Source organism: Pseudomonas sp. Irchel s3a10, from assembly GCF_900187525.1.
Taxonomy (GTDB): Bacteria; Pseudomonadota; Gammaproteobacteria; order Pseudomonadales; family Pseudomonadaceae; genus Aquipseudomonas; species Aquipseudomonas koreensis_G.
This window is the reverse complement of the sequence record NZ_FYDR01000002.1, coordinates 694,193-719,588: the sequence shown is the minus strand read 5'-3', so window position 1 is coordinate 719,588 and position 25,396 is coordinate 694,193. Positions and strand designations below refer to the sequence as shown.

Genomic DNA, 25,396 nt, shown 5'->3' with positions numbered 1-25,396 from the left:
GCGTACTCCTTGATTTATTGGTCGCTGACTCCCAGCAGGCTGCGCGCGTACTGCGCCAGTGGCGGGCCGATCAGGTCTTCAGGCTTGTTGTCGTGGAACGTCAGTAAACCGCCACGACTCTTGATCCGTGCAGTATCAATCAAATACTGGGTGCTGGTCTCGATCAACATGATCTGAATCACCCCGCCGTCGATGCCGAGGCGATCCACGGCTTCCTGATCGAGCCACTCATCGGAGTTGCCGATGCGGTCGTCAGCCTTGGCGAAACGGGTGTACAGCAGGTAATGGGCGCCGGCATCGCGGGCCTCGCCCATCGCCTGATCAAGACCTTCCGGTGCACGCGCGCGGCGGACCATCGGGAAGTATTCGACAAAGCCCTTGAAGGCTTCTTCGGCCACCACGTTCGGCCGTGGGTAGGAGCCACCCGGCGGTGCGAATGAGCCCTGAGCAATGTAGATGAACGAATCCGGCTGAATGCGGAAATTGTTCACCCGACGGCTGTCGCTGTGATCCAGCAGCCCCGCGTCGCTCATCTGATAGCGAGTGCCTTCGGCCATATCGCTGACAGTCATACAGCCGCCAAGCGCCAAAACGGCCAGCAGCAAAACCAGGCTACGCATCCTCATCCTCCAGAAGCCGGTGACGGAAAACCGGCGAATGGCCGTTGGATGCAGCTTTTGCGCCAGCTCAGGAAATTCGTTGATTGTAAGATCGTATTCGCGAGCAAGCTCGCTCCCACAGGGTTTTTCGCAATCCTGTGGGAGCGAGCCTGCTCGCGAAAAAGAGGGTTCAGCCGCCGATAATCTTCATGACTGTAGCGCCACCGGAGAACGCCACTTCCTGCTTGTCGCCCAACGCCTTGACCAGCAGACGCTGCAGAGCCGGCAACGCCTGATGACGCGGCTTGTCGAGCAGATCACCGACGTAGTGGCGATTGCTCGACGACAGGCAGCCATGCAGCCATCCCGTCGATGACAGGCGCAGACGCGAACAGGTTCGACAGAACGGCACGCTTTCGTTGGCGATCACGCCGAAATGGCCTACGCCCGGGATCGCATAGCGCACGGCGGTGGCATCCACCGGCGCATCGGCCTGGGCGTACTCGTAGCGCTCGCCGATCAGGCTCAGCAGTTGCTGCAGGCTGACGAACTGTTGCAGGAAGGCGTTGGAGTCGGTGGCGAGGTGGCCCATGCGCATCAACTCGATGAAGCGCAGCTCGTAGCCACGCTCCAGGCAGTAATCGAGCAGCGGCATCACCTGATCAAGGTTCTGCCCGCGCAACGGCACCATGTTGACCTTGATCTTCAGCCCGGCGGCTTTTGCCTGATCCATGCCATCGAGCACGGTCGCCAGATCGCCGCCACGGGCGATACTGCGGAACGCACCGGCGTCCAGGGTATCGAGGGATACGTTGATCCGGCGCAGACCGGCATCCACCAGCAGCGGAAGTTTTTTCGCCAGGAGTTGACCGTTGGTGGTCAGGCTGATGTCTTCCAGGCCCATCTTGCCGACGGCGCTCATGAACGATTCGAGTTTGGGGCTGACCAGTGGCTCGCCACCGGTGATACGCAAGCGCTCGATGCCAGCGGCTTCGATCAAATAGGCAACGCCGCGCGCCATGGCCTCGGCCGACAGCTCATCCTGCGCAGCCACCAGCCGCTTGCCGTTGGGCACGCAGTAGGTACAGGCGTAATTGCAGGCTGAGGTCAGGCTGATGCGCAAATTGCGAAAACGCCTGCCTTGACGGTCAACGATCATGATCACTCCGGCGATAGATTTTCGAGCCGCTAAAACTTGACTCACAAATCAAGTTTTAGCAAGCCCTATGCCTGAGTATATTCCTGCGGTACTGCGTCATGTAGCGAAATCATGGCGCAATAAGGCCGCTGAATGATTCAGCTGCTCGGCGTTTCCGGATCACGCTTGCGCTTGTTGCCCATGCGCACGCCGATGTCCATCAGGAACTGGAAGAAACCTTCCTGATCTTCCAGCACATTGCTCCAGAACGGCGAGTGATACAGCGCCACCGCGCCGTGCACCAACGCCCAGGACGCGCAGTAGTGGAAGTACGGCGGCACGTCTTCGAGCTTGCCTTCGCTGATCCGGCCCTTGATGAGTAGGGTCAGGCGTTCGAAGTTCGAGGCACGGATCTTGTGCAGCTCCTCGACCATTTCCGGCACCTGATTGCCTTTTACCACCTTCTCTTCGAGACGGTCGAACAGGCGGTAGCGCTGCGGGTCGCGCATGCGGAATTCGAAGTAGGCACGGGACAGCGCTTCCTTGTCCTTGTCGACATCGGCCGAATGCAGCAGCTCATTCAAATCGCGCTCGTAATCGAGCATCAGGCGCAGATAGATCTCGGCCTTGGATTTGAAATGCTTGTAGATCGTGCCTTTGCCGATACCCACGGCATCAGCAATCATCTCGACGGTGACACTGTCTTCACCTTGTTCGAGGAACAGCTTGAGCGCGGTATCGAGAATTTCTTGCTCGCGGCGACGAAACTCACGGACCTTACGAGGTTCTTTGTGCATAAGAAAAGGTCTGTAGGGGTCAAAATTCGAAGCCGCGTATTATGCCTAACTTGCACAAAAATGCACGGATCATCCGACCATATCTGTGTTTCTTGTTCATTTTGCGAACGCGGGGGGCACAATGAGAACTCAACTGAAGCGCACGTATTCCAAATTTGTTTAAAAACCCCGACCGGCTAACTGGACTGAACGCCAGACTGATCAATACTTGAACTGTCGGGCGGCATCTCCCCCAAGTGCCGTGCCGGTAAAGGTACCAAGGGACCGTGTGCCTTTGTTTTACTCCTAATGGTCTTAACCCGGATTCACCCCCCAGAACCCGGGTTTTTTTTGCCTGGAATTTGGTGAAAAACCCCTGTCATTACGTACATCGCACCTGTAGGAGCTGCCGTAGGCTGCGATCTTTTGATTTTGAATCTTAAAAAACAACATCAAAAGATCGCAGCCTTCGGCAGCTCCTACAGGGCGGATTTAACACTCGCCAAGGGAAACAGCCGCTTGAAGTTCTCGGTGGTCTGCTCGGCAAACCGCTCGTAGCTCTCCCCACGCAGCATCGCCAGAAACTCCGCTACTTCACGCACGTACTGCGGCAGGTTCGGTTTGCCGCGATACGGGATCGGCGCCAGATACGGCGAGTCGGTCTCCACCAGCAGGCGATCGGCCGGCACTTTGCTCGCCACATCACGCAGGGCGTCGGCATTGCGGAAGGTGACGATGCCCGACAGGGATATGTAATAGCCCATGTCCAGCGCGGCTTTGGCCATGTCCCAGTCTTCGGTGAAGCAATGCAGCACACCGGCCTGGGGCAATGCCGCTTCGCGCAGCAGTTCGAGGGTATCGGCACGGGCGCCACGGGTGTGGATGATCACCGGTTTACCGGTCTGCTGTGCGGCTTGCAGGTGCAGGCGGAAGGATGCCTGCTGCAGCTCGGCGGCTTCCGGCTCGTAGTGATAATCCAGACCGGTTTCGCCGATCGCCACCACCTTCGGGTGATTGAGTTCGTGCAGCAGCCAGTCAAGTGCAGGCGCCGCGCCCGGTTGCACATCCAGCGGATGCACGCCGACCGAACAATCGACGTCGTCATAGCGCTCGGCGAGGGTTTTGACGTCGGCGGCGTTGTCGGCACTCACGCCGATGCACAGAAAGTGCCCTACTCCGCGCTGGCGAGCCGCATCGAGTGCAGCATCCAGCGAACCATCATGGGCGGCGAGGTCGAGGCGATCAAGGTGACAATGGGAATCTACGAGCATAAAAGGACTGCAACTTACATCGTATGAGTGGGACGGTCGGACTTCAGGGCTCCGGCCAGATGAGTTTCAATGCGACTGCGGGCGGTGTTGTCGCCTTCATTGAATTGCACGCCGACGCCGGCGGCACGATTGCCTTGCGCGCCTTTGGGGGTAATCCAGGCGACCTTGCCGGCCACCGGAATCTTCTCCGCCTCGTCCATCAGGTTCAGCAGCATGAACACCTCGTCGCCCAACTTGTAGCTCTTGTTGGTCGGGATGAACAGGCCACCGTTCTTGATGAACGGCATGTAGGCGGCGTAAAGCACCGATTTGTCCTTGATCGTCAGGGACAGGATGCCGTTGCGCGGCCCCGGGCTAATGGCTTCATTCATGTTGACCTCCACTACTGATGTTCAGAGTCTAGGTACACATTCTTATCTTTGGCCAGGCAATCCCGCCCATTGCACCAACAACGCTTCCAGCAGCAGTGCCGGGTTGAGGTTGGCTTTGCTCAGGACTTTCTGCCGCTGGGCGAGAATCCAGTCCTGAATATCAAGGACTTTGCCCTGGGCGCTTTTCTGCGCCAGGTACTGCACAACTTTGCGCATATCGGTCAAACCGAGGCCGGCTTCATCCTGGGTCAGTTGGTAGCGCAGGATCAGGCTCGACCAGTCGCAGAACCAGTCGAACAGGCGCAGCATCGGAATGCTTTTCCACTCTTCGGCCAGTTGCGTCGGCGATTGCTGCTGCTTGAGCAGTTTCTTCACCCCTTCGACCACCTGCGCTCGCTGTTCGCGTACGCCTTGGGACTGCAGGCTGACTGCCGCCAACGGCGAGCCTGCCGCCAGCGTCAGCAATTCGATGCGCTCCTCTTCGGAGCACTCCGGCAGCGCCTGCGCCAGCCATTGCAGGCTCATGGCCTCACCCGGCAGCGGACACGCCTGCTGCACGCAGCGGCTCTTGATCGTTGGCAGCAAACGGCTCGGCTGGTGGCTGACCAGCAACAGCACGGTATCGCCGGAAGGCTCCTCCAGGCTCTTTAGCAAGGCATTGGCGGCGTTGATGTTCATCGACTCCACCGGCTCGATCAGCACCACCTTGCGCCCGCCCAACTGCGCGGTCTGCACCACGAAACTGACCAGATCACGCACCTGATCGACCTTGATCGCCTTATCGGCTTCTTCCGGCTCAAGGATGTAATTGTCCGGGTGGCTGCCGGCCTTGAGCAGCAGGCAGGATTTGCACTCGCCGCACGCCTCGGGCGTCGGACGCTGACACAGCAGGCTGGCCATCAGGCGCTCGGCCAACGCGCGCTTGCCGATCCCGGCCGGGCCGTGCAGCAAGTACGCGTGGGCGTGCTGGCTACGTCCGGCCAATTGCTGCCAGAGGCTGTCCTGCCATGGGTAGGCCTCAGCCACGAATCAGCTCCCGCAAGTTCGGAATCAAGGTATCCAGCGCTTGCTGAACCTTGACCAGTGGCTGCCCGGCATCGATGCGCACATAGCGCGCAGGATCGGCTTCGGCGCGCTTGAGGAACGCATTGCGTACCGCTTCGAAAAACGCCCGGCCTTCCAGTTCAAAGCGATCCAGCCGACCACGGGCAGTAGCGCGGGCCAGGCCGATTTCCACCGGCAGATCGAAAATCAGCGTCAGATCCGGCCGCAGGTCGCCCTGAACGAACGTCTCCAGCGCAGCAATGCGTTCCAGCGACAAACCGCGACCGCCGCCCTGATAGGCGTAAGTCGAGTCGGTGAAACGATCACACAGCACCACAGCGCCACGAGCCAGCGCCGGGCGGATCACTTCGGCCAGATGCTGGGCGCGCGCGGCGAACACCAGCAACAGCTCGGTGTCGGGGTTCATGACTTCATCGGCCGGGGCCAGCAGCACATCGCGAATGCGCTCGGCCAGTGGCGTACCGCCGGGCTCGCGGGTCAGCACCACTTCGATACCTTCAGCGCGCAGACGCTCGGCGAGGTATTCGCGGTTGGTGCTCTTGCCGGCGCCTTCCGGGCCTTCCAGGGTAATAAACAAGCCAGTCACAGGCAGTCCTTAATCAAAGTCATTGCGCGTTTTGCGGTGCCGCTGTCTCAGGCTCGGCAGCAGGGGCCGGGGCTGGCGCAGGATCCTGAGGTGGAACCTGCGGCAGCACCTCAGGAGCGGTATCCGGGGACGCCGCGGGAGTCGCCTCCTCCGTCGCCGAGGCAGGCGCATTCGCCGGGGCCGGGCTGGAGCGGTAATCGGCGCGGCGCTTGAGCTGGAACTCGCGCACTGCACTGTTGTGCGCATCCAGGTCATCGGAGAACACATGGCTGCCATCGCCGCGGGCGACAAAATACAGGCTGTTGCCTTCCACCGGATTAAGTGCGGCGTGAATCGCCTCGCGGCCGACCATGGCAATCGGCGTCGGCGGCAATCCGGGAATCACATAGGTATTGTAGGGCGTCGGCTCCTTGAGATGAGCACGGGTCAACTTGCCGGTGTAGCGATCACCCAGGCCGTAGATCACGGTCGGGTCGGTCTGCAACTGCATCCCCAGCGCCATACGGCGCACAAACACGCCGGCAATTTGCCCACGCTCCTGCGGCACACCGGTTTCCTTCTCTACCAGCGAGGCCATGATCAGCGCCTGATACGGCTCACTGTACGGGGCATCGGCCGAGCGGTTTTCCCACTCCTTGGCCAACACTTCATCGAGACGATCAAAAGCTTTCTTCAGCAATTCGACGTCGGAGACGCCCCGCACAAAGCGGTAGGTATCCGGGAAGAAACGCCCTTCCGGGAACAGCCCGCGATGGCCGATTTTCTCCATCACTTCGCTATCGTTCAAGCCCTTGAGGGTCTGCTCGATCTTTTCATCTTTGGCCAACGCGGCACGGACCTGGTGGAAATTCCAGCCCTCGACCAGCGTCAGGCTGTACTGCACCACTTCGCCACGCTTCCACAGGTCGATCAGACCGTTGACGGTCATCCCCGGCTGCATGCGGTATTCGCCGGTATGGATCGGTGTGCCGGCCAGATTGAAGCGCCAGTAGATGCGCAACCAGAAGGCGTCCTTGATGACACCATCGGTTTCGAGTTCAAGAAAGGTACGGGTCGGCGTCGAGCCTTTCGGCACATCCAGCAGTTCTTCCTGCGTGATGTTCAGGGGCTGTTCCAGCGCCGAATGAATTTTCCAGGCGCTGGCGCCCATCAGCAGCCCTGCCAGAACCAGTCCGGTTTCCAGCAGCAGCAAGAGTTTACGTCTCACGAATCAAGCATCCAGTAGCGCGCGGGCAATGGTTTGCAGTTTACGGGTGAGCGGGCCAACCGGCCAGCTCAGTGCAGCGTAGGCACGTACCGGCCAGACGCCATACACGCTGTTGCAAACAAAGACTTCATCAGCCCATTGCAGCTGTTCGAGGCTGATGTCGGTGATTTGGGTGGGGATGGCCAATGACTCGGCTTGAAACAATATTTCAGCACGCATCACACCGGCCACGCCACAGCGCTTCAGCTCCGGAGTGATCAGTACGCCGTCGCGCACCAGAAACAGGTTGCTGAACACGCCTTCGATGACGCGCCCGGCCTGATCCAGCATCAAACCTTCGGCATGTTCGCTGTCGCGCCACTCGGCCCGGGCGAGCACTTGTTCCAGACGATTCAGATGCTTGAGCCCGGCCAGCAACGGCTGATTCGACAACCGTGTGACGCAGGGAAACAGACGCACGCCCTGCTCGCCATGCACGGCAGGATAAACAGCAGGTGGATTGCCCTGCAGAATGCGTCGGCCCTGCGCCGCAGGATCGGGTGCGTAGCCACGCAAGCCGTCGCCTCGGGTCAGAATGAGCTTGAGCACACCCTCGCCCATCGCTGCCGCATAGCTCAGCAGCTCGGAACGAACCAGCTCGATATCCGCCGAGATAGCCAGCCGCGAGCAACCCTCGGCCAAACGCGTCAGGTGACGGTCCAGCAAGACCGGCTGGCCGCCGTACACGGCAATGGTCTCGAACAGACCATCGCCGTAAGCCAGGCCGCGATCTTTCAGCGACAGAGCGTCAGCCGGTTGACCGTCGACCCAGCTGTCCATCAACCGGCGAACCGGCGGAACGCCAACGTACCGTTGGTGCCGCCAAACCCGAAGGAGTTGGACAATACGACATCGATATCCATGTTGCGCGCAGTGTGCGGCACGAAATCGAGATCGCAGCCTTCATCCGGCTCGTCGAGGTTGATGGTTGGCGGGGCCACTTGGCTGTTGATCGCCAGCACACTGAAGATCGCCTCGACCGCGCCCGCCGCACCCAGCAGGTGACCGGTCATGGACTTGGTGGAGCTGACCGCCAGGTTGTAGGCGTGATCACCGAACACGGTCTTGATCGCGTTGGCTTCGGCAAGGTCGCCGGCCGGGGTCGAAGTACCGTGGGCGTTGATGTACTGCACCTGGTCGATGTTGATCTTCGCATCGCGCAGCGCATTGGTGATGCAACGGGCTGCACCAGCGCCATCAGCAGGCGGCGAAGTCATGTGGAACGCATCGCCACTGGTGCCAAAGCCAATCAGCTCGGCGTAGATGGTGGCGCCACGGGCCTTGGCGTGCTCGAGCTCTTCGAGTACCAATGCACCGGCACCGTCAGACAGCACGAAGCCATCACGGCCCTTGTCCCATGGACGACTGGCGCGGGTCGGCTCGTCGTTGCGGGTCGACAGCGCACGGGACGCGCCGAAGCCGCCCATGCCCAGACCGCACGCGGCCATCTCGGCACCACCGGCGATCATCACGTCGGCCTCGTCGTACATGATGTTGCGCGCGGCCATGCCAATGCAGTGCGTACCGGTGGTACAGGCAGTGGAAATGGCGTAATTCGGCCCCTGTGCACCCAGATGGATGGACAGAAAACCGGAAATCATATTGATGATCGAGCCTGGCACGAAGAATGGCGAGATTCGACGCGGGCCCGTCTCATGCAGGGTCCGGCTGGTTTCTTCGATGTTGGTCAGACCGCCGATGCCCGAGCCCATGGCCACGCCAATGCGCTCACGGTTGGCGTCGGTGACTTCCAGACCGGCGTTGCGAACAGCCTGAAAACCCGCGGCCAGACCGTACTGAATGAACAGGTCGAGCTTGCGTGCTTCCTTGACCGACAGGTATTCCTCGACATTGAAGCCCTTTACCGAGCCGCCAAAACGGGTGGAATAGGCAGAAAGGTCGGTGTGTTCGATCAGACCAATGCCACTGCGGCCAGCCAGAATGCCCTGCCAACTGCTCGGCACATCCGTGCCCAGTGGCGACAACATACCCATACCGGTGACTACGACGCGTCTACGCGACACAGCACTCTCCTTTTTCAAATGACGACTTTGCATCAGGCCTAAAGAAAAAACCGCACGCCATGATGGCAGTGCGGTTTTTCCATGACAGCAGACAACGATTACAAACTATTACGCCTGGTGGCTAGTAACGTAGTCGATTGCAGCTTGTACAGTAGTGATCTTCTCAGCTTCTTCGTCAGGGATTTCGGTCTCGAATTCCTCTTCCAGAGCCATCACCAGCTCAACGGTGTCAAGGGAGTCGGCACCCAGGTCTTCAACGAAGGAAGCAGTGTTGATCACTTCTTCTTCTTTAACGCCCAGTTGCTCGGCAACGATTTTCTTGACGCGCTCTTCGATGGTGCTCATACCTTGTTTTCACTCCTAATGGACAAATTCAGGCAGCTGGCCAGTGGGTAAGTGTATAGAAAGGCTTTTCAGCTTTTCAACTGAAAGCTTCACTCCTCAAACCCTGCGGCCCTCTGCCTATAAATAGATTGCAGCTTTATAACGGATTTTAGACAGCTCGTATGACATTTTTTTGAAGCAATCCGTCACATTTTACTTACATGTACATCCCACCGTTCACCGGGATTGTAGCCCCAGTAACGTATGCCGCACCGTCGGATGCAAGAAAAGCGACCACCGAGGCGATCTCTTGAGCTTGTCCCAGACGACCCAGCGGAATCTGCGTCTGCAAGGCTTCACGCTGTGCTTCCGGCAGTTCGCGGGTCATATCGGTGTCGATGAACCCTGGGGTTACCGAGTTGACCGTAATCGAACGCGAACCGACTTCACGCGCCATCGCACGGCTGAAACCTTCCAGACCGGCCTTGGCGGCTGCATAGTTTACTTGGCCTGCGTTGCCCATGGCACCCACCACCGAGCCAATACTGATAATTCGACCCCAGCGCGCCTTGGTCATGCCACGCAAAACGCCCTTGGACAGGCGATACAGACTGTTCAGGTTGGTATCGATCACGTCATACCATTCATCGTCTTTCATGCGCATCATCAGGTTATCGCGGGTGATGCCGGCATTATTGACCAGAATCGCCGGCGCGCCGAACTGCTCCTGAATGCTTGCGATCACGGCGGCAACGGATTCGTCGCTGGTCACGTTCAGTTCCAGACCAGTGCCCTGAATACCGTGCTCTTTCAGTGTCGCAGCAATCGCCTCGGCACCCTTGGCGGAGGTCGCGGTGCCAACAACGATGGCGCCCTGACGACCCAGCTCCAGTGCGATAGCCTGGCCGATACCGCGGCTTGCACCGGTGACCAGTGCAACTTTACCTTGCAGACTCATGCAAGTTTCTCCTGATTCAGGCCAACGCTGCGCGGGCGGCAGCGAAAGCGTCTGGGGTGTTGAGGTTGGAAGTCGAAACGCCTTCGGCGCAACGCTTGTTCAGACCGGCCAGGACTTTGCCCGGGCCGCATTCGATCAGATTGGTCGCGCCTTTGGCAGCCAGCGTCTGAACCGATTCAACCCAGCGAACGGGCTTGTACAGTTGCTCGAGCAAATCACGCTTGAGGGTTTCCAGATCGGCCGGCACTTGCGCGCTGACGTTCTGTACTACCGGGATCTGCGGCGCCTGCCAGTTGATGGCGGCGATGGATTCGGCAAAGCGCTCGGCAGCCGGACGCATCAGCTCGCAGTGCGACGGCACGCTCACCGGCAACGGCATGGCACGCTTGGCGCCACGGGCCTTGCAGCCTTCGATGGCACGCTCAACCGCAGCCTTGGCACCGGCAATCACTACCTGGCCCGGCGAGTTGAAGTTCACCGCGCTGACCACTTCGCCTTGCGCCGCTTCGGCACAGGCAGCCAGTACATCAGCGTCTTCCAGACCGAGGATCGCAGCCATGCCACCCTGACCGGCCGGAACGGCTTCCTGCATCAGCTGGCCACGGCGCTCAACGAGCTTCACCGCGTCAGCCAGGCTCAGACTGCCGGCAGCAACCAGGGCGCTGTATTCACCCAGGCTGTGACCAGCAACAAATGCCGGATGCGCGCCGCCTTCAGCCAGCCACAGGCGCCACAGGGCGATCGAGGCGGTCAGAATGGCCGGCTGGGTTTTGTCGGTTTGATTGAGCAGTTCTTCCGGGCCCTGCTGGGTCAGTGCCCACAGGTCATAGCCCAGAGCCTCAGAGGCTTCTTTGAATGTTTCGAGGATCAGCGGATGTTTCGCGCCCAGCTCGGCGAGCATGCCGAGGGACTGCGAACCCTGTCCTGGAAAGACGAATGCGAGGGAAGCAGACATGTAACAAGCCCCTAATGATCTTGTCGTCGAAAAATGACGCCCCGCTGGGGGACGCAAGAAACTGACAGTTGGATGGCCCTTTGAACCGGGCGGTCACATTTAAGCATTGTCCGACGAAAACGCCTAAGACAACAAATCCTCCAGACGACCGTGGAGGCGCTCGGGCAGGTTCTCCTGAATCTCGATCAGCGCGCGCTGAATCGCGCTCTGAAAGCCCTGAACCCCGGCCGAACCGTGACTTTTCACCACGATGCCCTGCAAGCCGAGGAAGCTTGCGCCGTTATGTCGCGCCGGCGCCAGATCCGCCTGCAGGCGCCTCATCAATGGCAAGGCCAAAGCACCCACCACGCGGGAAGCAAAGTTTTTCTTGAACAAGGCTTCTATACGCGCGGCGATCATCGTCGCCAGGCCTTCGCTGGACTTGAGCAGAATATTGCCGACAAAACCGTCACAGACCACCACATCCGCCTCGCCACGATACAGGCCATCGCCCTCGACAAAACCGATGTAGTTGATGCCACGCGCGGCCTGCAGCAAGGTCGCCGCCAGCTTGACCTGCTGATTGCCCTTGATGTCTTCGGTGCCGATATTCAGCAAGGCGACACGCGGCCGGGCGATGCCCAGCGTCTGCGCCGCCACCGAGCCCATCACCGCGAACTGCAACAGATGCTCGGCGCTGCAATCGACGTTGGCGCCGAGATCGAGTAATTGGCAATAACCCTTCTGCGTCGGAATCGCCGCCACCATCGCCGGCCGATCAATCCCCGGCAAGGTCTTGAGCACGAAACGCGACAGCGCCATCAACGCCCCGGTATTGCCGGCGCTGACACAGGCCTGAGCCTTGCCGTCACGCACCAGTTCCAGGGCGATACGCATCGACGAGTCCGGCTTGCCACGCAAGGCCTGGGTCGGCTTTTCGTCCATGGTGATGACTTCAGACGCCGGAACAATCGTCAGGCGCGCGCGATCGGCAGCCGATTGGCCGTTGATCAGTTCTTCAAGTAGGGAGGGTTGACCGACGAGGGTCAGGTGCAGCGAGGGCGTAGCAGAAAGGCAAGCAAGGCTGGCCTGAACAATGCTGCGGGGACCGAAGTCCCCGCCCATTGCGTCAATCGCGATGACTTGAGCGGACAAGTGATTACTCGTCAGCGCCCTTGTCGATCACTTTACGGCCACGGTATACGCCTTCTGGCGATACGTGGTGACGCAGGTGAACTTCACCAGTGGTTTTTTCTACAGACAGGGTGCTAGCCTCGAGAGCGTCGTGCGAACGGCGCATGTCACGGGCAGAGCGGGATTTTTTGTTCTGCTGAACAGCCATAATTGATTAACTCCTAAACGTTTGGGTCACGCTTTAACTGCGCCAATACACTGAACGGGTTGGACCGCGTTACCTCGTCCTCGCTCGGTTCGGGTTCATCTGCTCCCGCCGGCTGCTGGCATTCTTCCGGATGATGAGCAGGCACAATGGGCAAGGCGAGCAAAAGCTCCTCCTCGATCAGTGACTGCAGATCCAATGGATCTTCGCCCAGTTCCAGCACGTCATAACCTTTCGGTAACGACTGGGTATTCGCACCCTCCTTCACTACAGCGTAACTGCATTCGCTGTGGATCGGCAGGGTGACCAGCTCAAGACAACGCTGGCAAACCATTTTGACTTCGGTGTCGATAAAGCTGTGGATCACCACAGATTTACGTTCATCTCGTTCAAAAACGAATTTGGCCTGCACCGTACCGACATCGTCGGAAAGCGGGTCGCAGAGTCTCTTCAAATCGGCCAGCAGCAGTTCACCTTGAAGGGTGGTGCCACGGTCAGCCAATTTGCGCGGGTCAACGTGAGGTGGAATCGGGTCATTCAACATAGGCGCAGCATTATAGGGATGCACCCACCCATGTCAAAGGAAATTGTGCCCTGTCCGTCACTTGCGTGCCTCCGCTAGAATTCGCACCTGCCTCAGGAGACGCCAATGCTGCCTTTATTACTTGCTTCCAGCTCGACCTATCGCCGGGAATTGCTCGCCCGCCTGCACCTGCCGTTCGTCTGCAGCTCGCCGGATATCGACGAAAGCCACCAACCGGGCGAATCCGCCATCGAACTGGTCAAGCGCCTCGCCGAACAGAAAGCTCGCGCACTGGCGGCCAGCCACCCTGCTCATCTGATTATCGGCTCAGACCAGGTCGCGGTACTCGGCGAACGGATCATCGGCAAGCCACACACCTTTGACAAGGCTCGCGAACAGCTACTGGCCGCCAGCGGCGCCAGCGTGACCTTCCTCACCGGCCTGGCCCTGCTCAACAGCCAGACCGGCCACTGCCAGGTCGACTGCGTGCCGTTTACCGTGCACATGCGCCAGCTCGACGAAGCGCGCATCGAGCGCTACCTGCGCCTGGAGCAGCCCTACGATTGCGCTGGCAGCTTCAAGGCCGAAGGCTTGGGCGTGAGTCTGTTCCAGTCCACCGAAGGACCTGACGCCACCAGCCTGATCGGCCTGCCACTGATTCGCCTGATCGACATGCTGCTGCTTGAGGACGTGCAAATCCCTTAACGCAAAAGATCGCAGCCTGCGGCAGCTCCTACATCGATCTCTGTAGGAGCTGCCGCAGGCTGCGATCTTTTGATCTTTACAACGAATCAGCGCAACGATGGCCCGTGGAAACCCATCCACATCGCCAACTGCTCAGCCACGCTGGCACCGAGCTTTTTCGAGAAGCGATCGAACGGCGATTCCTGCACGGTGAAATCCACCAGCTCTTTCTCGCCGATCACATCCCGCGCCACCGAACTGGCATTACCCAGACCATCGATCAAGCCCAACGGCAGCGCCTGCTCGCCCGACCAGACCAGTCCGGAAAACAACTCCGGATGTTCCTTGTCCTTCAGGCGATCGCCACGACCCTGCTTGACGCTATTGATGAACTGCTTGTGCGTGGTATCCAGCACGGTCTGCCAGAACGCAGTCTCGTCAGGTTTCTGCGGCTGGAACGGATCCAGAAACGACTTGTGCTCGCCCGAGGTATAAGTGCGACGCTCGACGCCCAGCTTGTCCATGGTGCCGACAAAACCGTAACCGGCGGCCGTTACACCGATGGAGCCGACCAGACTGGCCTTGTCGGCATAGATCTGATCCGCCGCACTGGCGATGTAATAGGCACCGGACGCACCGAGATCGGAAATCACCGCGTACACCTTGATATCCGGGTGCAGGCCGCGCAGACGCTTGATCTCGTCATACACATAACCCGACTGCACCGGACTGCCGCCAGGACTGTTGATCCGCAGGATCACGCCCTTGACCTTTTTGTCCTCGAAGGCCGCACGCAGGCTGCCGACAATGTTGTCAGCACTCGCAGGCTCCTTGTCGGCAATCATGCCGGTGACGTCGATCAGCGCGGTGTAGTTCGGCCCACGGGTGGCGCTCTTTTCCATGTCCATCAGCGGCGTGAACAGGATCAGCGCAACAAACAGATAAACAAACGTCAGCAGCTTGAAGAAAATCCCCCAGCGCCGTGAGCGACGCTGCTCCTGCACACTGGCCAGCAACGTCTTTTCCAGCAGCTTCCAGCTTTTCTCGTCACCGTCGTCGGCACTTGCCTTGGCCGGTGCTTTCCATTCGTCGGTCATGCGCGATACCCCAGCAAAAACGTATTAAGCCTGCTGCCCAAGCCAGGCGTGCAATTCACTAAAACGATCAATCGACAGACGCGGCTCGAACTGCTGCAGCGACTCGATCGACTGCGCGCCATAACTGACTGCCACCGACGCCATGCCCGCATTACGCGCCATCAGCAGATCGAAGGACGAATCACCGACCATCAGCGCCTGCTCGGGCCGCACGCCGCAATGGTCGAGAATCTGCTCGAGCATCAGCGGATGCGGCTTGCTCGCGGTCTCGTCGGCGGCACGGGTGATATCGAAATAATCTTCCCAGCCATTGGCCTTGAGCACCCGATCCAGTCCACGACGATTCTTGCCGGTCGCGACCGCCAGGTGGTAGCCCTGCTCGCGAAACGACGCCATCGACTCGACTACGCCTTCGAACAACGGCGAAGGCACGGCTTCTGCCGCAATGTAGTGATCGGCGTAATACTCGCGAAACAAGGTCATCTCGGCATCGCTGATGTCCGGGTACAAGGTGCGGATCGCCTCGGGCAAGCCCAAGCCGATGATGCCCTTGACGGCAAAATCATCGCGCAACTCGAAACCGGAACGCGCGGACGCAGAATGCATCGCCTCGACAATCCGACCAATGGAATCGGCGAGGGTGCCGTCCCAATCGAAAATCAGCAGTTTGTAATCAGATGGGCGCACTCAATCGCTCCACGGTCTTGGCCCACATTTCATCCACTGGCGCTTGCAACTTGAGCTCACCGCCATCGGGCAGCGGCACGGTCAGCATGTAGGCGTGCAGGAACAGGCGCTTGCCGCCCAGATCACGGATTTCCTTGCTGAAACCGTCATCGCCGTACTTGGTGTCACCGGCAATGCAGTGCCCGGCGTGCAACGTGTGGACGCGGATCTGGTGCGTACGGCCGGTGATCGGCTTGGCTTCGATCAGGGTGGCAAAGTCGCCAAAGCGGCGCAGGACCTTGAACACGGTCACCGACTCCTTGCCCTCCTCCTCGTCGACCTCGACCATGCGCTCGCCGGAGCGCAGATTGCTCTTGCCCAGCGCCGCACGGACTTGCTTGATCGAGGTCGCCCAATTGCCGCGCACCAGAGCCATGTAACGCTTGTCGACACCGTCACCGCGCAAGGCGGCGTGCAAGTGCCGCAACATGCTGCGCTTCTTGGCGATCATCAGCAGGCCGGAGGTGTCACGGTCGAGACGGTGAACCAGCTCCAGCTCCTTGGCGTCGGGACGCAACTGACGAAAGGCTTCGATCACGCCGTAATTCAAGCCACTGCCACCGTGAACCGCAATGCCGGCGGGCTTGTTGATCACGATCAGGGCTTTGTCTTCGTAGACGATCGAGGCTTCCAGACGCTGCAACAGGCCCTGGGCCAGAGGCACCGGTTCGTCGCGCTCAGGCACACGAACCGGCGGCACGCGCACGATATCGCCGGCCTGCAGCTTGTATTCGGGCTTGATCCGACCCTTGTTCACGCGCACTTCGCCCTTACGCAAAATGCGGTAAATCAAGGTCTTGGGCACGCCTTTGAGCCGGGCTAGCAGGAAATTGTCGATTCGTTGGCCGGCATACTCCGGCGAGACTTCAAGCAGTTGAACGCCTGGAGTCGAAGGGGCAGTAGTTGTCATGCCGCGGATGATAACAATTTTTATGGAATTGAAGCACTTAATCATTGCTGCTATAGTCGCGAACGCCGCCAAAAGCGGCCTGGACAGCGGAACCACGGTCAAAAACCGGCCCTGACCAACGCAATTCACCAGGACGCGAGGCCGTCCTACGGGGCTTTCGCTACGTAACGGTGGAGTTTGCAGTTGTAACAAGCGCAGGTGACATGAGGCCTGAATTACACCGTCGAGCAGAGTTTTCACTCGCCTGACAGGCAAATATTCGAGGCCAGTTCACAAAGTGCAGTCAGCTGCAGATGACCCCGAGCGAAGGCTTCGGAAACATCGCCTGAATTAGCCATGATGCGTGACCTCCCCTTTCGGAGCTCACGGTAAATGCCAACCCGCTGCGGATTCTGCGCGCGGCAGCACCCGAATTATCAGGGATACGTGTAGGGTGGAGATGCACAACCGCCGGACTGTGTAGCAATAGGCTTTATCAAGACGCTTCATCTCGTCCACAGCCGCTGGTTGATTCCTCCTCCTGACTGAGTGCTTAAGTAGCCACAGCAAGCAGGACGCGTACGTCGCGATATCGGCCCAATTGGCCTGACATCGCTGGACACGGGAATGGCCAACCAATCCCGACGCACCTGACACCGACCGTGAGAAGTCGTGTGTGCCGAACGCCGTTTCCGGCAGCCCGGAAACCGACGGTACTACATGAAAAGAATGCTGATTAACGCAACTCAACCCGAAGAGTTGCGTGTTGCACTGGTAGATGGCCAACGCCTCTACGACCTGGACATCGAATCCGGTGCACGCGAGCAGAAGAAGGCCAACATCTACAAAGGCCGTATCACTCGCATCGAACCAAGCCTTGAGGCTGCCTTTGTCGATTTCGGCTCTGAGCGCCACGGCTTCCTGCCCCTCAAAGAAATCTCCCGCGAATACTTCAAGAAAGCCCCTGAAGGCCGCGTCAACATCAAGGACGTCCTGAGCGAAGGCCAGGAAGTCATCGTTCAGGTCGAAAAAGAAGAACGTGGCAACAAGGGCGCTGCCCTGACCACCTTCATCAGCCTGGCCGGTCGTTACCTCGTACTGATGCCGAACAACCCGCGTGCCGGCGGTATCTCCCGTCGCATCGAAGGCGAAGAGCGCAACGAACTGCGTGAAGCGCTGAACGGCCTGGTTGCACCCGCCGACATGGGTCTGATCGTGCGCACTGCCGGCCTGGGCCGCAGCAGCGAAGAAATGCAGTGGGACCTCGACTACCTGCTGCAACTGTGGACCGCCATCAAAGAAGCCTCGCTGGATCGCTCCGCGCCATTCCTGATCTATCAGGAAAGCAACGTGATCATCCGCGCCATCCGCGATTACCTGCGCCAGGACATCGGCGAAGTGCTGATCGACAGCGTTGAAGCCCAGGACGAAGCCCTGACCTTCATCCGCCAGGTGATGCCGCAGTACGCCAGCAAGATCAAGTTGTACGAAGACAGCGTGCCGCTGTTCAACCGTTTCCAGATCGAAAGCCAGATCGAGACCGCTTTCCAGCGCGTCGTCGAACTGCCTTCCGGCGGCTCCATCGTCATCGATCCGACCGAAGCCCTGGTGTCCATCGACATCAACTCGGCGCGCGCCACCAAAGGCAGCGATATCGAAGAAACCGCGCTGCAGACCAACCTTGAAGCCGCCGAAGAAATCGCCCGTCAGTTGCGCCTGCGCGACATCGGCGGCCTGATCGTCATCGACTTCATCGACATGACCCCTGCCAAGAACCAGCGCGCCGTGGAAGAGAAAGTCCGCGAATGCCTGGAAGCCGACCGCGCTCGCGTGCAGATCGGCCGCATTTCGCGCTTCGGCCTGCTGGAAATGTCCCGGCAGCGCCTGCGTCCGTCGCTGGGCGAAAGCAGCGGCATCGTCTGCCCACGCTGCAACGGCACCGGCATCATCCGCGACGTCGAATCGCTGTCGCTGGCAATCCTGCGCCTGATCGAAGAAGAAGCCCTGAAAGACCGCACTGCCGAAGTGCGCGCTCAGGTGCCGATCCCGGTCGCCGCGTTCCTGCTCAACGAAAAACGCAACTCGATCACCAAGATCGAACTGCGCACCCGTGCCCGTATCGTCATTCTGCCGAACGATCACCTGGAAACCCCGCACTTCGAAGTTCAGCGCCTGCGTGATGACAGCCCGGAAGCTGCGACCAACCAGTCCAGCTACGAAATCGCTGCTGCCGCTGCCGAAGTCGAAGAAGTCCAGCCAGCCGCTGCGACCCGCACCCTGGTTCGCCAGGAAGCTGCGGTCAAGACTGCGCCGGCCCGTGCCAATGCGCCGGTGCCGACCGAAGTCGCCGCGCCTGCCGCTGCTGCACCGGCTCCGGTTGCCGCGCCAGAGCCAAGCCTGTTCAAGGGCCTGGTGAAGTCGCTGGTCAGCCTGTTCGCCACCAAAGAAGAGCCAGCCGCTCCGGTCGTCGTTGAAAAACCGGCTACCGAGCGTCCGGCCCGCAACGAAGAGCGTCGCAACGGTCGTCAGCAGAGCCGCAACCGTAACGGTCGCCGCGATGAAGAGCGCAAGCCGCGCGAAGAACGTGCACCGCGTGAAGAACGCGCCCCACGCGAACCGCGTGAAGAGCGTCAGCCACGTGAAGCCCGTGAAGTTCGCGAGCCGCGTGAAGCCCGCAGCGAAGCGCCAGCCGCCCGCGAAGAACGCGCACCACGCGCTCCGCGTGAAGAACGTGCACCACGTGCGCCACGTGAAGACCGCAAGCCACGTGGCGAGCGCGAAGAGCGTGTTCGTGAACTGCGCGAGCCACTGGACGCCGCTCCCACTGCACCCGTAGCAGCTGCCGCTGCCGCTGTGGTCGCAGAAGAGCGTCCAGCCCGTCAGCCACGCGAAGAGCGCGCACCGCGTCCGCCGCGTGAAGAGCGTCAACCGCGTGCCGAGCAGGCCGCTGCTGCCGTCGCCGAAGAAGAAGTGAACAGCAACGAAGAGCAACTGCCGGAAGACGGTCAGGACAACGCCGAAGGCGATCGTCCACGTCGTCGCTCCCGTGGTCAGCGTCGTCGCAGCAACCGTCGCGAGCGTCAGCGTGATGCCAACGGCAACGTGATCGAAGGTTCGGAAGAGTCCGAGTCCGGCGAAAACGCTGAACCAGCACCAAGCGCTGCCGATCTGGCTGCCGGCCTGGCCGTCACTGCCGCTGTTGCCAGCAGCGTGATCAGCGCTCCGGCCGAAGCACAGGCTCACGAGCAAGCCGAACGCGCCACCGCCGCTGTTCAGGAAACCGCTCCAGTGGAAGCGCCGGTTGTTGAGGCCACTACCCCAGTGGAAGTGGTTGCTGCTCCGGAAGTCGAAGTGGCACCGGTTCAAGAAACTCTGCCTCAGGTTGAAGCCGCTGCAGAACCTGCCATTGAAGCGCCAGTTGTGGCCGCAGAGCCGGCTGCTGAAACCGTCGCTGAAACCGTGACCGAAACCGTGCGTGAAGTTCGCGAAGAACAGACCGCGTTCAACTGGGTTGCCGAGCCTGCCGTCGCTGAAACGCCAGCGCCAGTCGTTGCGGCCCCAGTGGTTGAAGAAGCCAAGACTGCCGAGCCAGTGGTTGAAGTGAGCGAACCTGCTCCAGCGCCTGTCGTTGAAGCACCGGTGGTCGAAGCGCCAGTCGTTGCTGAAGCCCCTGCTCCAGTGGTTGAAGCCGCTCCGGTCAGCGCCCTGACGCCAAACGGCCGTGCGCCAAACGACCCACGTGAAGTGCGTCGCCGCAAGCGTGAAGCCGAGCGCCTGCAGAAGGAAGCCGAACTGGCTGCCGCTGCTGCTCCGACGGCTGAAGTGGTCGAAGTTGCTGCCGTGACTGAAGAGGCCGTGGTTGAATCGGTGATCGCCGAAGCACCACGCTCCGTTCAGGACGCGGTCGAGCATCACCAGGCGGCCGAGGAAAAACAGCACGAGCCTAAACCGCTCGTCTGATTCCGAAAGCCAATAAAAAGCCCCGCCTGAGCAATCAGGCGGGGCTTTTTCATGCCTCCAGTTCAAGCACCACCCCGATCCCTTGTAGGAGTGAGCCTGCTCGCGATAGCGGGGTATCAGCTACCACAAATGACACTGACCCACCGCTATCGCGAGCAGGCTCACTCCTACAGAGGATTTATGCAGGGCTCAGGATTGGGGGAATACAAGAGAATCGGGCACATCGATATCCCACAATACCCCGGGATCATTCACCACCACTTCCACCACCCGCCCCTGCTTGAACAAAGGCCTGGCGCCGCGATCACCACTCAACGCCTGCAACCCCGGCCCGAACGAACGCCCGAACCCCACCGGATGCCCAAATTCGCCGTCCTGCACCGGTACGCTCACAGCGTCGTCGGCCATCGCCGCCACCACCCGCTCAATACTCGACGGCAAAATAAACGGCATATCCCCCAGCACAATCAACCAGCCGTCTGCATCCGGACAAGCCGCAACGCCCGCCGCAATGCTGTCACCCATCCCGGTCGATTCAATCGAGACCACGTCACAGCCATAAGCCTGCGCCATGCGCATCGCCTGCGGCCGCGCTTCTGTGGTGACCAGCACCCGCTTGTCCAAGTCGGCCGGCAGATTCAGCAACACCTGCTCGATCACCGAGCGCACCGCGCCATCACGCCCGGTGCAATCGGCCAGCAGCTTGTCCTTGTCGGCACCGGCAACCTGACGAAAGCGGCTGCCCTCACCCGCTGCCAGCACAATCACTGCGATGGATCGACTCATGGCGCCTCCACAACTTTCTTCTGTTTCAACTCGACGCCGTTCTTGATCGCGACGATTTCCGCCAACAACGACAGAGCAATCTCCGCTGGCGAATGACTGCCAATGTGCAGACCGATCGGCCCGTGCAATCGCGCAATGGCTGCCTCTGACAAGCCTAGCTGAGCCAGATTGTCCCGGCGCTTCTGGCTGTTGACCCGCGAACCGAGTGCACCGACATAAAAGGCCGGCGAATCGAGCGCAGTGAGCAACGCCATATCATCCAGGCGGGGATCGTGGGTCAGCGCGACGATAGCCGTGCGCTCATCCGTTTGAATGCTCAGCACTGCGTCATCCGGCATGCCCGGGACAAAGCGACCGTGATGCTCTTCCCAACCGTAGACGAACTCGGTGCGCGGATCGCAGATCAGCACTTCGAAATCCAGCAACCGGGCCATGTCCGCCACGTAGCGTGACAGTTGTCCGGCGCCGATCAACAGCAGCCGCCAGCGTGGGCCATAAATGGCGCGCAAGGTCTTGCCATCGAATGCCAGCACATCGGATTTGCTCGCCGCCGATAACAAAACTTCACCGGTTTCGATGTTCAACTCGCGGGCAACAATCTCGTGCGCTTCACATCGCGCGAGCAATTCGGCGACCCACGCCGGATCAGCGACTCGTTCTTCGGTCAGGCGTAACGTGCCACCGCACGGCAAGCCGAACCGTGCGGCTTCTTCCCGGGTCACGCCGTAGGTAATCAGTTGCACCGGCGGGCCGTCGCTGGCGATGCGCCCGTCGTGCAAACGGGCGATCAAGTCATCCTCGACACAGCCGCCCGACACCGAACCGATCACCACGCCGTCCTCACGTAACGCCAACATCGCGCCGGGTGCCCGGGGCGCGGTGCCCCAGGTCTGCACCACACTGAACAGCACCACCCGCTGCCCGGCGCGGCGCCATTCGAGCACGCTGCGCAGGACGTTGAGATCGGCGCTGTCCATTACGCCTGCGCCTTCTGCCAGCCCTGCAACTGATAACGCACCGGCAAGTTACGGATGCGCTGGCCGGTGGCGGCGAAGATCGCATTGCACAGTGCCGGCGCAATTGGCGGCACGCCCGGCTCACCGACTCCGCCCAACGGCACGTCACCCGGCGGCGTCACCAGATGCACGGCAACTTCCTTCGGCGCCAGCGACATGCGCGCCACTTCGTACATATGGAAGTTGTCCTGCTGGACCTTACCGTCCTTGAAGCTGATTTCACCCAGCACCGCGTTGCCCAGGCCCATGACACAGGCGCCTTCGAACTGCGAGCGGATGCGCTCAGGGTTGATCTGCGGCCCGCAATCGACGGCGATGTCAGCCTTGTGCACGATCAGCGTGCCGTCGTCCTTGACCTCGACTTCGATCACCGCCGCCACATAGGTGACGAAGCTGTAATGCACCGCCAGGCCGAGGCCGCGCCCTTTCGGCAATTGGCGTCCCCAACCGGCAGCCTTGGCCGCGGTTTCCAGCACGGTGCGCATGCGTCCGGTGTCGATCGGGTAGCGCTCGGGGGATTCGCCATAGTTCCACTCCTCACTCAAGGTGCGCGGGTCGATCTGGCGATCCGCGCCGAGCAACTTGATCTGATATTGGAGCGGATCGACGCCGGCCTTGTGCGCCAATTCATCGACGAAACTCTGAATCGCAAAACCGTGAGGAATGTTCGACACCGAGCGATACCAGCCGACCCGGGTGTGCACCGTGGCTTCGGGGTTTTCCAGGCGCACGTTGGGAATCGCGTAAGCCATGTTGGTAAAGCCCATGCCCAGTTCGAACGCCGCTTCATGATTCATGCCCGGAGCGAACAGCGCAGTGATGCTCGGCGCCACCGTGCGATGCAGCCAGCCGGACGGCATACCGTCCTTGCCGACAGCAGCTTTCAAATACTCGGCGGACACCGTATGGAAATACGAGTTGTGGATGTCATCTTCGCGGGTCCATTGCACCCGCACGGCTTTACCGGGGAACTCCTTGGCAAGGATCGCCGCTTCGACAACGAAATCCGGCTTCGACTTGCGGCCGAAACCGCCACCGAGCAGCGTGACGTTGAAGGTGACATTGTCGAACGGCAGCCCGAGGCGCTCGGCGATGCGTTCGCGAGTTACCTGCGGCGCCTGACTCGGCGCCCACGCTTCACACACACCTTTGTCGTAGCGAGCGATGGCGACCATCGGCTCCATCGGTGCCTGCGCCAGATGCGGCAAATAATAAGAGGCTTCGAGACTGCTCGCTGCGCCGCTCAGGGCTTTGTCGATATCGCCAGTGTTGCGCACCACTTTGCCGGGTTTGCGCGCCGCTGCTTCCAGTTCCTTGCGGTAAGCGATCGAGTCATAACTGGCGTTGGGGCCGTCGTCCCACTCGATCTTCAACGCCTCGCGGCCCTTGATCGCCGCCCAGGTATTGCTGGCAATCACCGCCACGCCGCCCAGTGGCTGGAATTCCGAAGGCAGCGGACGGCTCTCGATCTGCATGACCTTCAGCACACCCGGAACCTTCAGCGCGGCGCTGTTATCCAGCGACTTGACCTTGCCGCCGTACACCGCCGGACGGGCGATGGTGGCGTAGAGCATGCCGTCGAAATGCACGTCGGCGCCGTACACCGCGCGCCCGTTGACGATGTCGGCACCGTCGATGGCTTTGGTGCCTTCCTTGCCGATGTAGCGAAACTCCGACGGTTGCTTGAGGCGCAGGCTGTCACGCGCCGGCACTGTCAGCGCACTGGCGGCAGCGGCAAGTTCACCGTAACCCAGCTCGCGACCGGATGGTTTGTGAATGACTTTGTGCAACTGCGCATGGCACTCGCCCACCGGCACCTGCCACTGCGCGGCGGCGGCTTGCTCCAGCATGGTCCGGGCCGCCGCGCCGCAACGGCGCATCGGTTCATACCAGTGACGCATGCTGCGCGAACCGTCAGTGTCCTGGTTGCCGAAACGTACCTCGTCACCCGGCGCCTGCACGACTTTGACCTTGGCCCAATCGGCGTCCAGTTCATCGGCAACCACCATGGTCAGGCTGGTGCGCACACCCTGGCCCATTTCCGAGCGGTTGCAGACAACGGTGACGGTGCCGTCTGCGGCAATGCTGACGTAAACCTTGGGATCGTCAATCCATCCGTTGGGCATGCCATCAGCGCCGAACTTCTTTGGCGCATCTTCAGCCAGTGCATCCTGCCAGCCCCAACTCGCGGCCAGTACCAACGCGCCAGTCGCGCCAACACCTTTGAGAAAACCGCGACGGCTGAGATTGCTCAGGGCGAAATCATTCGGCAAGCGGCTCATGCCTTGGCCTCCTTCAGGTGAGTGGAGGCCTGACGGATCGCAGTCTTGATCCGGTTGTAGGTGCCGCAACGGCAAATGTTGCCGACCATGGCCTCTTCAATCTGTTCGTCGCTCGGGTTCGGATTGGTTTTTAGCAACGCCGTGGCAGACATGATCTGCCCGCCCTGACAGAAACCGCACTGCGCCACAGCGCTGTCGAGCCAGGCTTGCTGCACCACTTGCCCGACCGGATCGGCGTGCAGATTGTCGATGGTGCTGACGTTTTGCCCGACCACCGAGCCGATCGGCGTGATGCAACTGCGCGCCGGCAGGCCGTCGATATGAATGGTGCAGGCACCGCACAGGCCCATGCCGCAGCCGAATTTGGTGCCGTTATAACCGGCGACATCACGAATAGCCCACAACAGCGGCATGTCTTCCGTGACATCGAGGGAATGGTCTTGACCGTTTAGTTTCAGGGTAATCATGGGCACGCCCGCATATTTTTAGTGGTTATGGGGTCGAGCAGAACTGGCGGTGGTTCACGCAGATCGACTCAGGCTAATGGGCCAATACACATCAGTGAAGCCGAACACTGAACCTGTGGCGAGGGAGCTTGCTCCCGCTGGACTGCGGAGCAGGCCCTTCTTGAAAGCGGGGCCGCTACGCGCCCCAGCGGGAGCAAGCTCCCTCGCCACAGGGTCATCGCTGACTGATATGTGGTTGGCACAGGCTCTCTTGTGCCGACGCGAACGTCTGCACCGGGCCTTTGGTGGAGCAAATGACGGTTATCGTTAGCTGGCTAAGTTAACCCACCGTTAAC

At 60.4% G+C, this 25,396-nt stretch carries 25 protein-coding genes; 2 read left to right on the top strand and 23 right to left on the bottom strand.

The features are described from left to right. Positions 1-14: 14 nt before the first annotated feature. The 16 genes from CKW11_RS08845 to CKW11_RS08770 form a co-directional block, all read right to left on the bottom strand. Positions 15-620 carry a DUF4823 domain-containing protein gene (locus CKW11_RS08845; protein ID WP_095137211.1) on the bottom strand — a complete coding sequence of 202 codons (606 nt, stop codon included), beginning with the start codon at positions 618-620 and terminating at the stop codon, positions 15-17. A gap of 169 nt (positions 621-789) precedes the next feature. Beyond that, positions 790-1,758 (bottom strand): GTP 3',8-cyclase MoaA, encoded by a 969-nt coding sequence (locus tag CKW11_RS08840; protein WP_064588674.1) that lies wholly within the window; start codon positions 1,756-1,758, stop codon positions 790-792. Between the two features lie 137 nt (positions 1,759-1,895). Then, positions 1,896-2,534 carry a TetR/AcrR family transcriptional regulator gene (locus CKW11_RS08835; RefSeq protein WP_007950805.1) on the bottom strand — a complete coding sequence of 213 codons (639 nt, stop codon included), beginning with the start codon at positions 2,532-2,534 and terminating at the stop codon, positions 1,896-1,898. A gap of 458 nt (positions 2,535-2,992) precedes the next feature. Continuing rightward, on the bottom strand, positions 2,993-3,784 hold the full coding sequence (locus CKW11_RS08830) for a TatD family hydrolase (protein ID WP_095137210.1): 792 nt from the start codon (positions 3,782-3,784) through the stop codon (positions 2,993-2,995). A gap of 14 nt (positions 3,785-3,798) precedes the next feature. Then, positions 3,799-4,155, bottom strand: a complete 357-nt coding sequence (locus CKW11_RS08825; RefSeq protein WP_027612362.1) for a PilZ domain-containing protein — start codon at positions 4,153-4,155, stop codon at positions 3,799-3,801. Between the two features lie 42 nt (positions 4,156-4,197). Then, complete coding sequence (locus CKW11_RS08820; protein ID WP_041069199.1) at positions 4,198-5,181, bottom strand: DNA polymerase III subunit delta'; 984 nt, start codon at positions 5,179-5,181, stop codon at positions 4,198-4,200. After that, entirely contained in the window at positions 5,174-5,806 is a 633-nt protein-coding gene (tmk, locus tag CKW11_RS08815; protein WP_095137209.1) for a dTMP kinase, read from the bottom strand. Before tmk ends, CKW11_RS08820 begins: the two co-directional genes overlap by 8 nt. Before the next feature lie 19 nt (positions 5,807-5,825). Further along, positions 5,826-7,013: an endolytic transglycosylase MltG gene (gene mltG, locus CKW11_RS08810; protein ID WP_095137208.1), complete on the bottom strand. Its 1,188-nt coding sequence runs from the start codon at positions 7,011-7,013 to the stop codon at positions 5,826-5,828. Between the two features lie 3 nt (positions 7,014-7,016). After that, positions 7,017-7,832 (bottom strand): aminodeoxychorismate lyase, encoded by an 816-nt coding sequence (pabC, locus tag CKW11_RS08805; protein WP_095137207.1) that lies wholly within the window; start codon positions 7,830-7,832, stop codon positions 7,017-7,019. Further along, positions 7,832-9,076 (bottom strand): beta-ketoacyl-ACP synthase II, encoded by a 1,245-nt coding sequence (gene fabF / locus CKW11_RS08800; RefSeq protein ID WP_003227039.1) that lies wholly within the window; start codon positions 9,074-9,076, stop codon positions 7,832-7,834. The genes pabC and fabF overlap by 1 nt, the downstream gene beginning before the upstream one ends. Before the next feature lie 108 nt (positions 9,077-9,184). Continuing rightward, the gene (acpP, locus tag CKW11_RS08795; protein ID WP_024076962.1) at positions 9,185-9,421 is read right to left on the bottom strand and encodes an acyl carrier protein; all 237 of its coding nucleotides are present in this window, start codon (positions 9,419-9,421) and stop codon (positions 9,185-9,187) included. Between the two features lie 196 nt (positions 9,422-9,617). Further along, positions 9,618-10,358, bottom strand: a complete 741-nt coding sequence (fabG, locus tag CKW11_RS08790) for a 3-oxoacyl-ACP reductase FabG (RefSeq protein WP_027612356.1) — start codon at positions 10,356-10,358, stop codon at positions 9,618-9,620. A gap of 16 nt (positions 10,359-10,374) precedes the next feature. Continuing rightward, positions 10,375-11,313, bottom strand: coding sequence for an ACP S-malonyltransferase (fabD, locus tag CKW11_RS08785; RefSeq protein ID WP_095137206.1), 939 nt, complete (start codon positions 11,311-11,313; stop codon positions 10,375-10,377). 123 nt (positions 11,314-11,436) lie between these two features. Beyond that, entirely contained in the window at positions 11,437-12,447 is a 1,011-nt protein-coding gene (plsX, locus tag CKW11_RS08780; protein ID WP_095137205.1) for a phosphate acyltransferase PlsX, read from the bottom strand. A gap of 4 nt (positions 12,448-12,451) precedes the next feature. Beyond that, entirely contained in the window at positions 12,452-12,634 is a 183-nt protein-coding gene (gene rpmF / locus CKW11_RS08775) for a 50S ribosomal protein L32 (RefSeq protein WP_003179396.1), read from the bottom strand. A gap of 13 nt (positions 12,635-12,647) precedes the next feature. After that, positions 12,648-13,175 (bottom strand): YceD family protein, encoded by a 528-nt coding sequence (locus CKW11_RS08770; RefSeq protein WP_003204262.1) that lies wholly within the window; start codon positions 13,173-13,175, stop codon positions 12,648-12,650. 105 nt (positions 13,176-13,280) lie between these two features. Between CKW11_RS08770 and CKW11_RS08765 the strand changes: the two genes are divergently transcribed. Beyond that, on the top strand, positions 13,281-13,859 hold the full coding sequence (locus tag CKW11_RS08765; RefSeq protein ID WP_095137204.1) for a nucleoside triphosphate pyrophosphatase: 579 nt from the start codon (positions 13,281-13,283) through the stop codon (positions 13,857-13,859). An 86-nt stretch (positions 13,860-13,945) separates the two neighbouring features. Here the strand turns inward: CKW11_RS08765 and sppA are convergent, their stop codons facing one another. The 3 genes from sppA to rluC are packed head-to-tail and all read right to left on the bottom strand — an operon-like array spanning position 13,946 to position 16,571. Continuing rightward, positions 13,946-14,935 carry a signal peptide peptidase SppA gene (gene sppA, locus CKW11_RS08760; protein ID WP_095137203.1) on the bottom strand — a complete coding sequence of 330 codons (990 nt, stop codon included), beginning with the start codon at positions 14,933-14,935 and terminating at the stop codon, positions 13,946-13,948. 24 nt (positions 14,936-14,959) lie between these two features. Next, positions 14,960-15,622: an HAD-IA family hydrolase gene (locus tag CKW11_RS08755; protein WP_095137202.1), complete on the bottom strand. Its 663-nt coding sequence runs from the start codon at positions 15,620-15,622 to the stop codon at positions 14,960-14,962. Further along, positions 15,609-16,571, bottom strand: coding sequence for a 23S rRNA pseudouridine(955/2504/2580) synthase RluC (gene rluC, locus CKW11_RS08750; RefSeq protein ID WP_007950779.1), 963 nt, complete (start codon positions 16,569-16,571; stop codon positions 15,609-15,611). The genes CKW11_RS08755 and rluC overlap by 14 nt, the downstream gene beginning before the upstream one ends. A 699-nt stretch (positions 16,572-17,270) precedes the next feature. Here rluC and rne point away from each other — a divergent pair. Continuing rightward, entirely contained in the window at positions 17,271-20,510 is a 3,240-nt protein-coding gene (gene rne, locus CKW11_RS08745; protein ID WP_095137201.1) for a ribonuclease E, read from the top strand. Positions 20,511-20,699: 189 nt separating this feature from the next. Here rne and CKW11_RS08740 read toward each other — a convergent pair whose 3' ends face one another. Genes CKW11_RS08740 through CKW11_RS08725 form a run of 4 tightly spaced genes read right to left on the bottom strand, consistent with a single transcriptional unit; the run spans position 20,700 to position 25,061 of the window. Beyond that, positions 20,700-21,296, bottom strand: coding sequence for a nucleotidyltransferase family protein (locus tag CKW11_RS08740; RefSeq protein ID WP_095137200.1), 597 nt, complete (start codon positions 21,294-21,296; stop codon positions 20,700-20,702). Continuing rightward, positions 21,293-22,273, bottom strand: a complete 981-nt coding sequence (locus CKW11_RS08735; protein ID WP_095137199.1) for an XdhC family protein — start codon at positions 22,271-22,273, stop codon at positions 21,293-21,295. Before CKW11_RS08735 ends, CKW11_RS08740 begins: the two co-directional genes overlap by 4 nt. Next, positions 22,273-24,594: a xanthine dehydrogenase family protein molybdopterin-binding subunit gene (locus CKW11_RS08730; RefSeq protein ID WP_095137198.1), complete on the bottom strand. Its 2,322-nt coding sequence runs from the start codon at positions 24,592-24,594 to the stop codon at positions 22,273-22,275. Before CKW11_RS08730 ends, CKW11_RS08735 begins: the two co-directional genes overlap by 1 nt. Further along, the gene (locus CKW11_RS08725) at positions 24,591-25,061 is read right to left on the bottom strand and encodes a (2Fe-2S)-binding protein (RefSeq protein WP_095137197.1); all 471 of its coding nucleotides are present in this window, start codon (positions 25,059-25,061) and stop codon (positions 24,591-24,593) included. Before CKW11_RS08725 ends, CKW11_RS08730 begins: the two co-directional genes overlap by 4 nt. Positions 25,062-25,396 lie beyond the last annotated feature (335 nt).

What these genes read in the sequence shown, in the direction of transcription:
- fabD (WP_095137206.1), bottom strand. Translation starts at nt 11,313, where the DNA reads ATGTCTGCTTCCCTCGCATTCGTCTTTCCAGGACAGGGTTCGCAGTCC.
- CKW11_RS08830 (WP_095137210.1), bottom strand. Translation starts at nt 3,784, where the DNA reads ATGCTCGTAGATTCCCATTGTCACCTTGATCGCCTCGACCTCGCCGCC.
- CKW11_RS08740 (WP_095137200.1), bottom strand. Translation starts at nt 21,296, where the DNA reads ATGAGTCGATCCATCGCAGTGATTGTGCTGGCAGCGGGTGAGGGCAGC.
- CKW11_RS08765 (WP_095137204.1), top strand. Translation starts at nt 13,281, where the DNA reads ATGCTGCCTTTATTACTTGCTTCCAGCTCGACCTATCGCCGGGAATTG.
- sppA (WP_095137203.1), bottom strand. Translation starts at nt 14,935, where the DNA reads ATGACCGACGAATGGAAAGCACCGGCCAAGGCAAGTGCCGACGACGGT.
- CKW11_RS08835 (WP_007950805.1), bottom strand. Translation starts at nt 2,534, where the DNA reads ATGCACAAAGAACCTCGTAAGGTCCGTGAGTTTCGTCGCCGCGAGCAA.
- acpP (WP_024076962.1), bottom strand. Translation starts at nt 9,421, where the DNA reads ATGAGCACCATCGAAGAGCGCGTCAAGAAAATCGTTGCCGAGCAACTG.
- rluC (WP_007950779.1), bottom strand. Translation starts at nt 16,571, where the DNA reads ATGACAACTACTGCCCCTTCGACTCCAGGCGTTCAACTGCTTGAAGTC.
- CKW11_RS08845 (WP_095137211.1), bottom strand. Translation starts at nt 620, where the DNA reads ATGCGTAGCCTGGTTTTGCTGCTGGCCGTTTTGGCGCTTGGCGGCTGT.
- fabG (WP_027612356.1), bottom strand. Translation starts at nt 10,358, where the DNA reads ATGAGTCTGCAAGGTAAAGTTGCACTGGTCACCGGTGCAAGCCGCGGT.
- rpmF (WP_003179396.1), bottom strand. Translation starts at nt 12,634, where the DNA reads ATGGCTGTTCAGCAGAACAAAAAATCCCGCTCTGCCCGTGACATGCGC.
- CKW11_RS08840 (WP_064588674.1), bottom strand. Translation starts at nt 1,758, where the DNA reads ATGATCGTTGACCGTCAAGGCAGGCGTTTTCGCAATTTGCGCATCAGC.
- CKW11_RS08730 (WP_095137198.1), bottom strand. Translation starts at nt 24,594, where the DNA reads ATGAGCCGCTTGCCGAATGATTTCGCCCTGAGCAATCTCAGCCGTCGC.
- pabC (WP_095137207.1), bottom strand. Translation starts at nt 7,832, where the DNA reads ATGGACAGCTGGGTCGACGGTCAACCGGCTGACGCTCTGTCGCTGAAA.
- CKW11_RS08735 (WP_095137199.1), bottom strand. Translation starts at nt 22,273, where the DNA reads ATGGACAGCGCCGATCTCAACGTCCTGCGCAGCGTGCTCGAATGGCGC.
- CKW11_RS08770 (WP_003204262.1), bottom strand. Translation starts at nt 13,175, where the DNA reads ATGTTGAATGACCCGATTCCACCTCACGTTGACCCGCGCAAATTGGCT.
- CKW11_RS08825 (WP_027612362.1), bottom strand. Translation starts at nt 4,155, where the DNA reads ATGAATGAAGCCATTAGCCCGGGGCCGCGCAACGGCATCCTGTCCCTG.
- rne (WP_095137201.1), top strand. Translation starts at nt 17,271, where the DNA reads ATGAAAAGAATGCTGATTAACGCAACTCAACCCGAAGAGTTGCGTGTT.
- CKW11_RS08725 (WP_095137197.1), bottom strand. Translation starts at nt 25,061, where the DNA reads ATGATTACCCTGAAACTAAACGGTCAAGACCATTCCCTCGATGTCACG.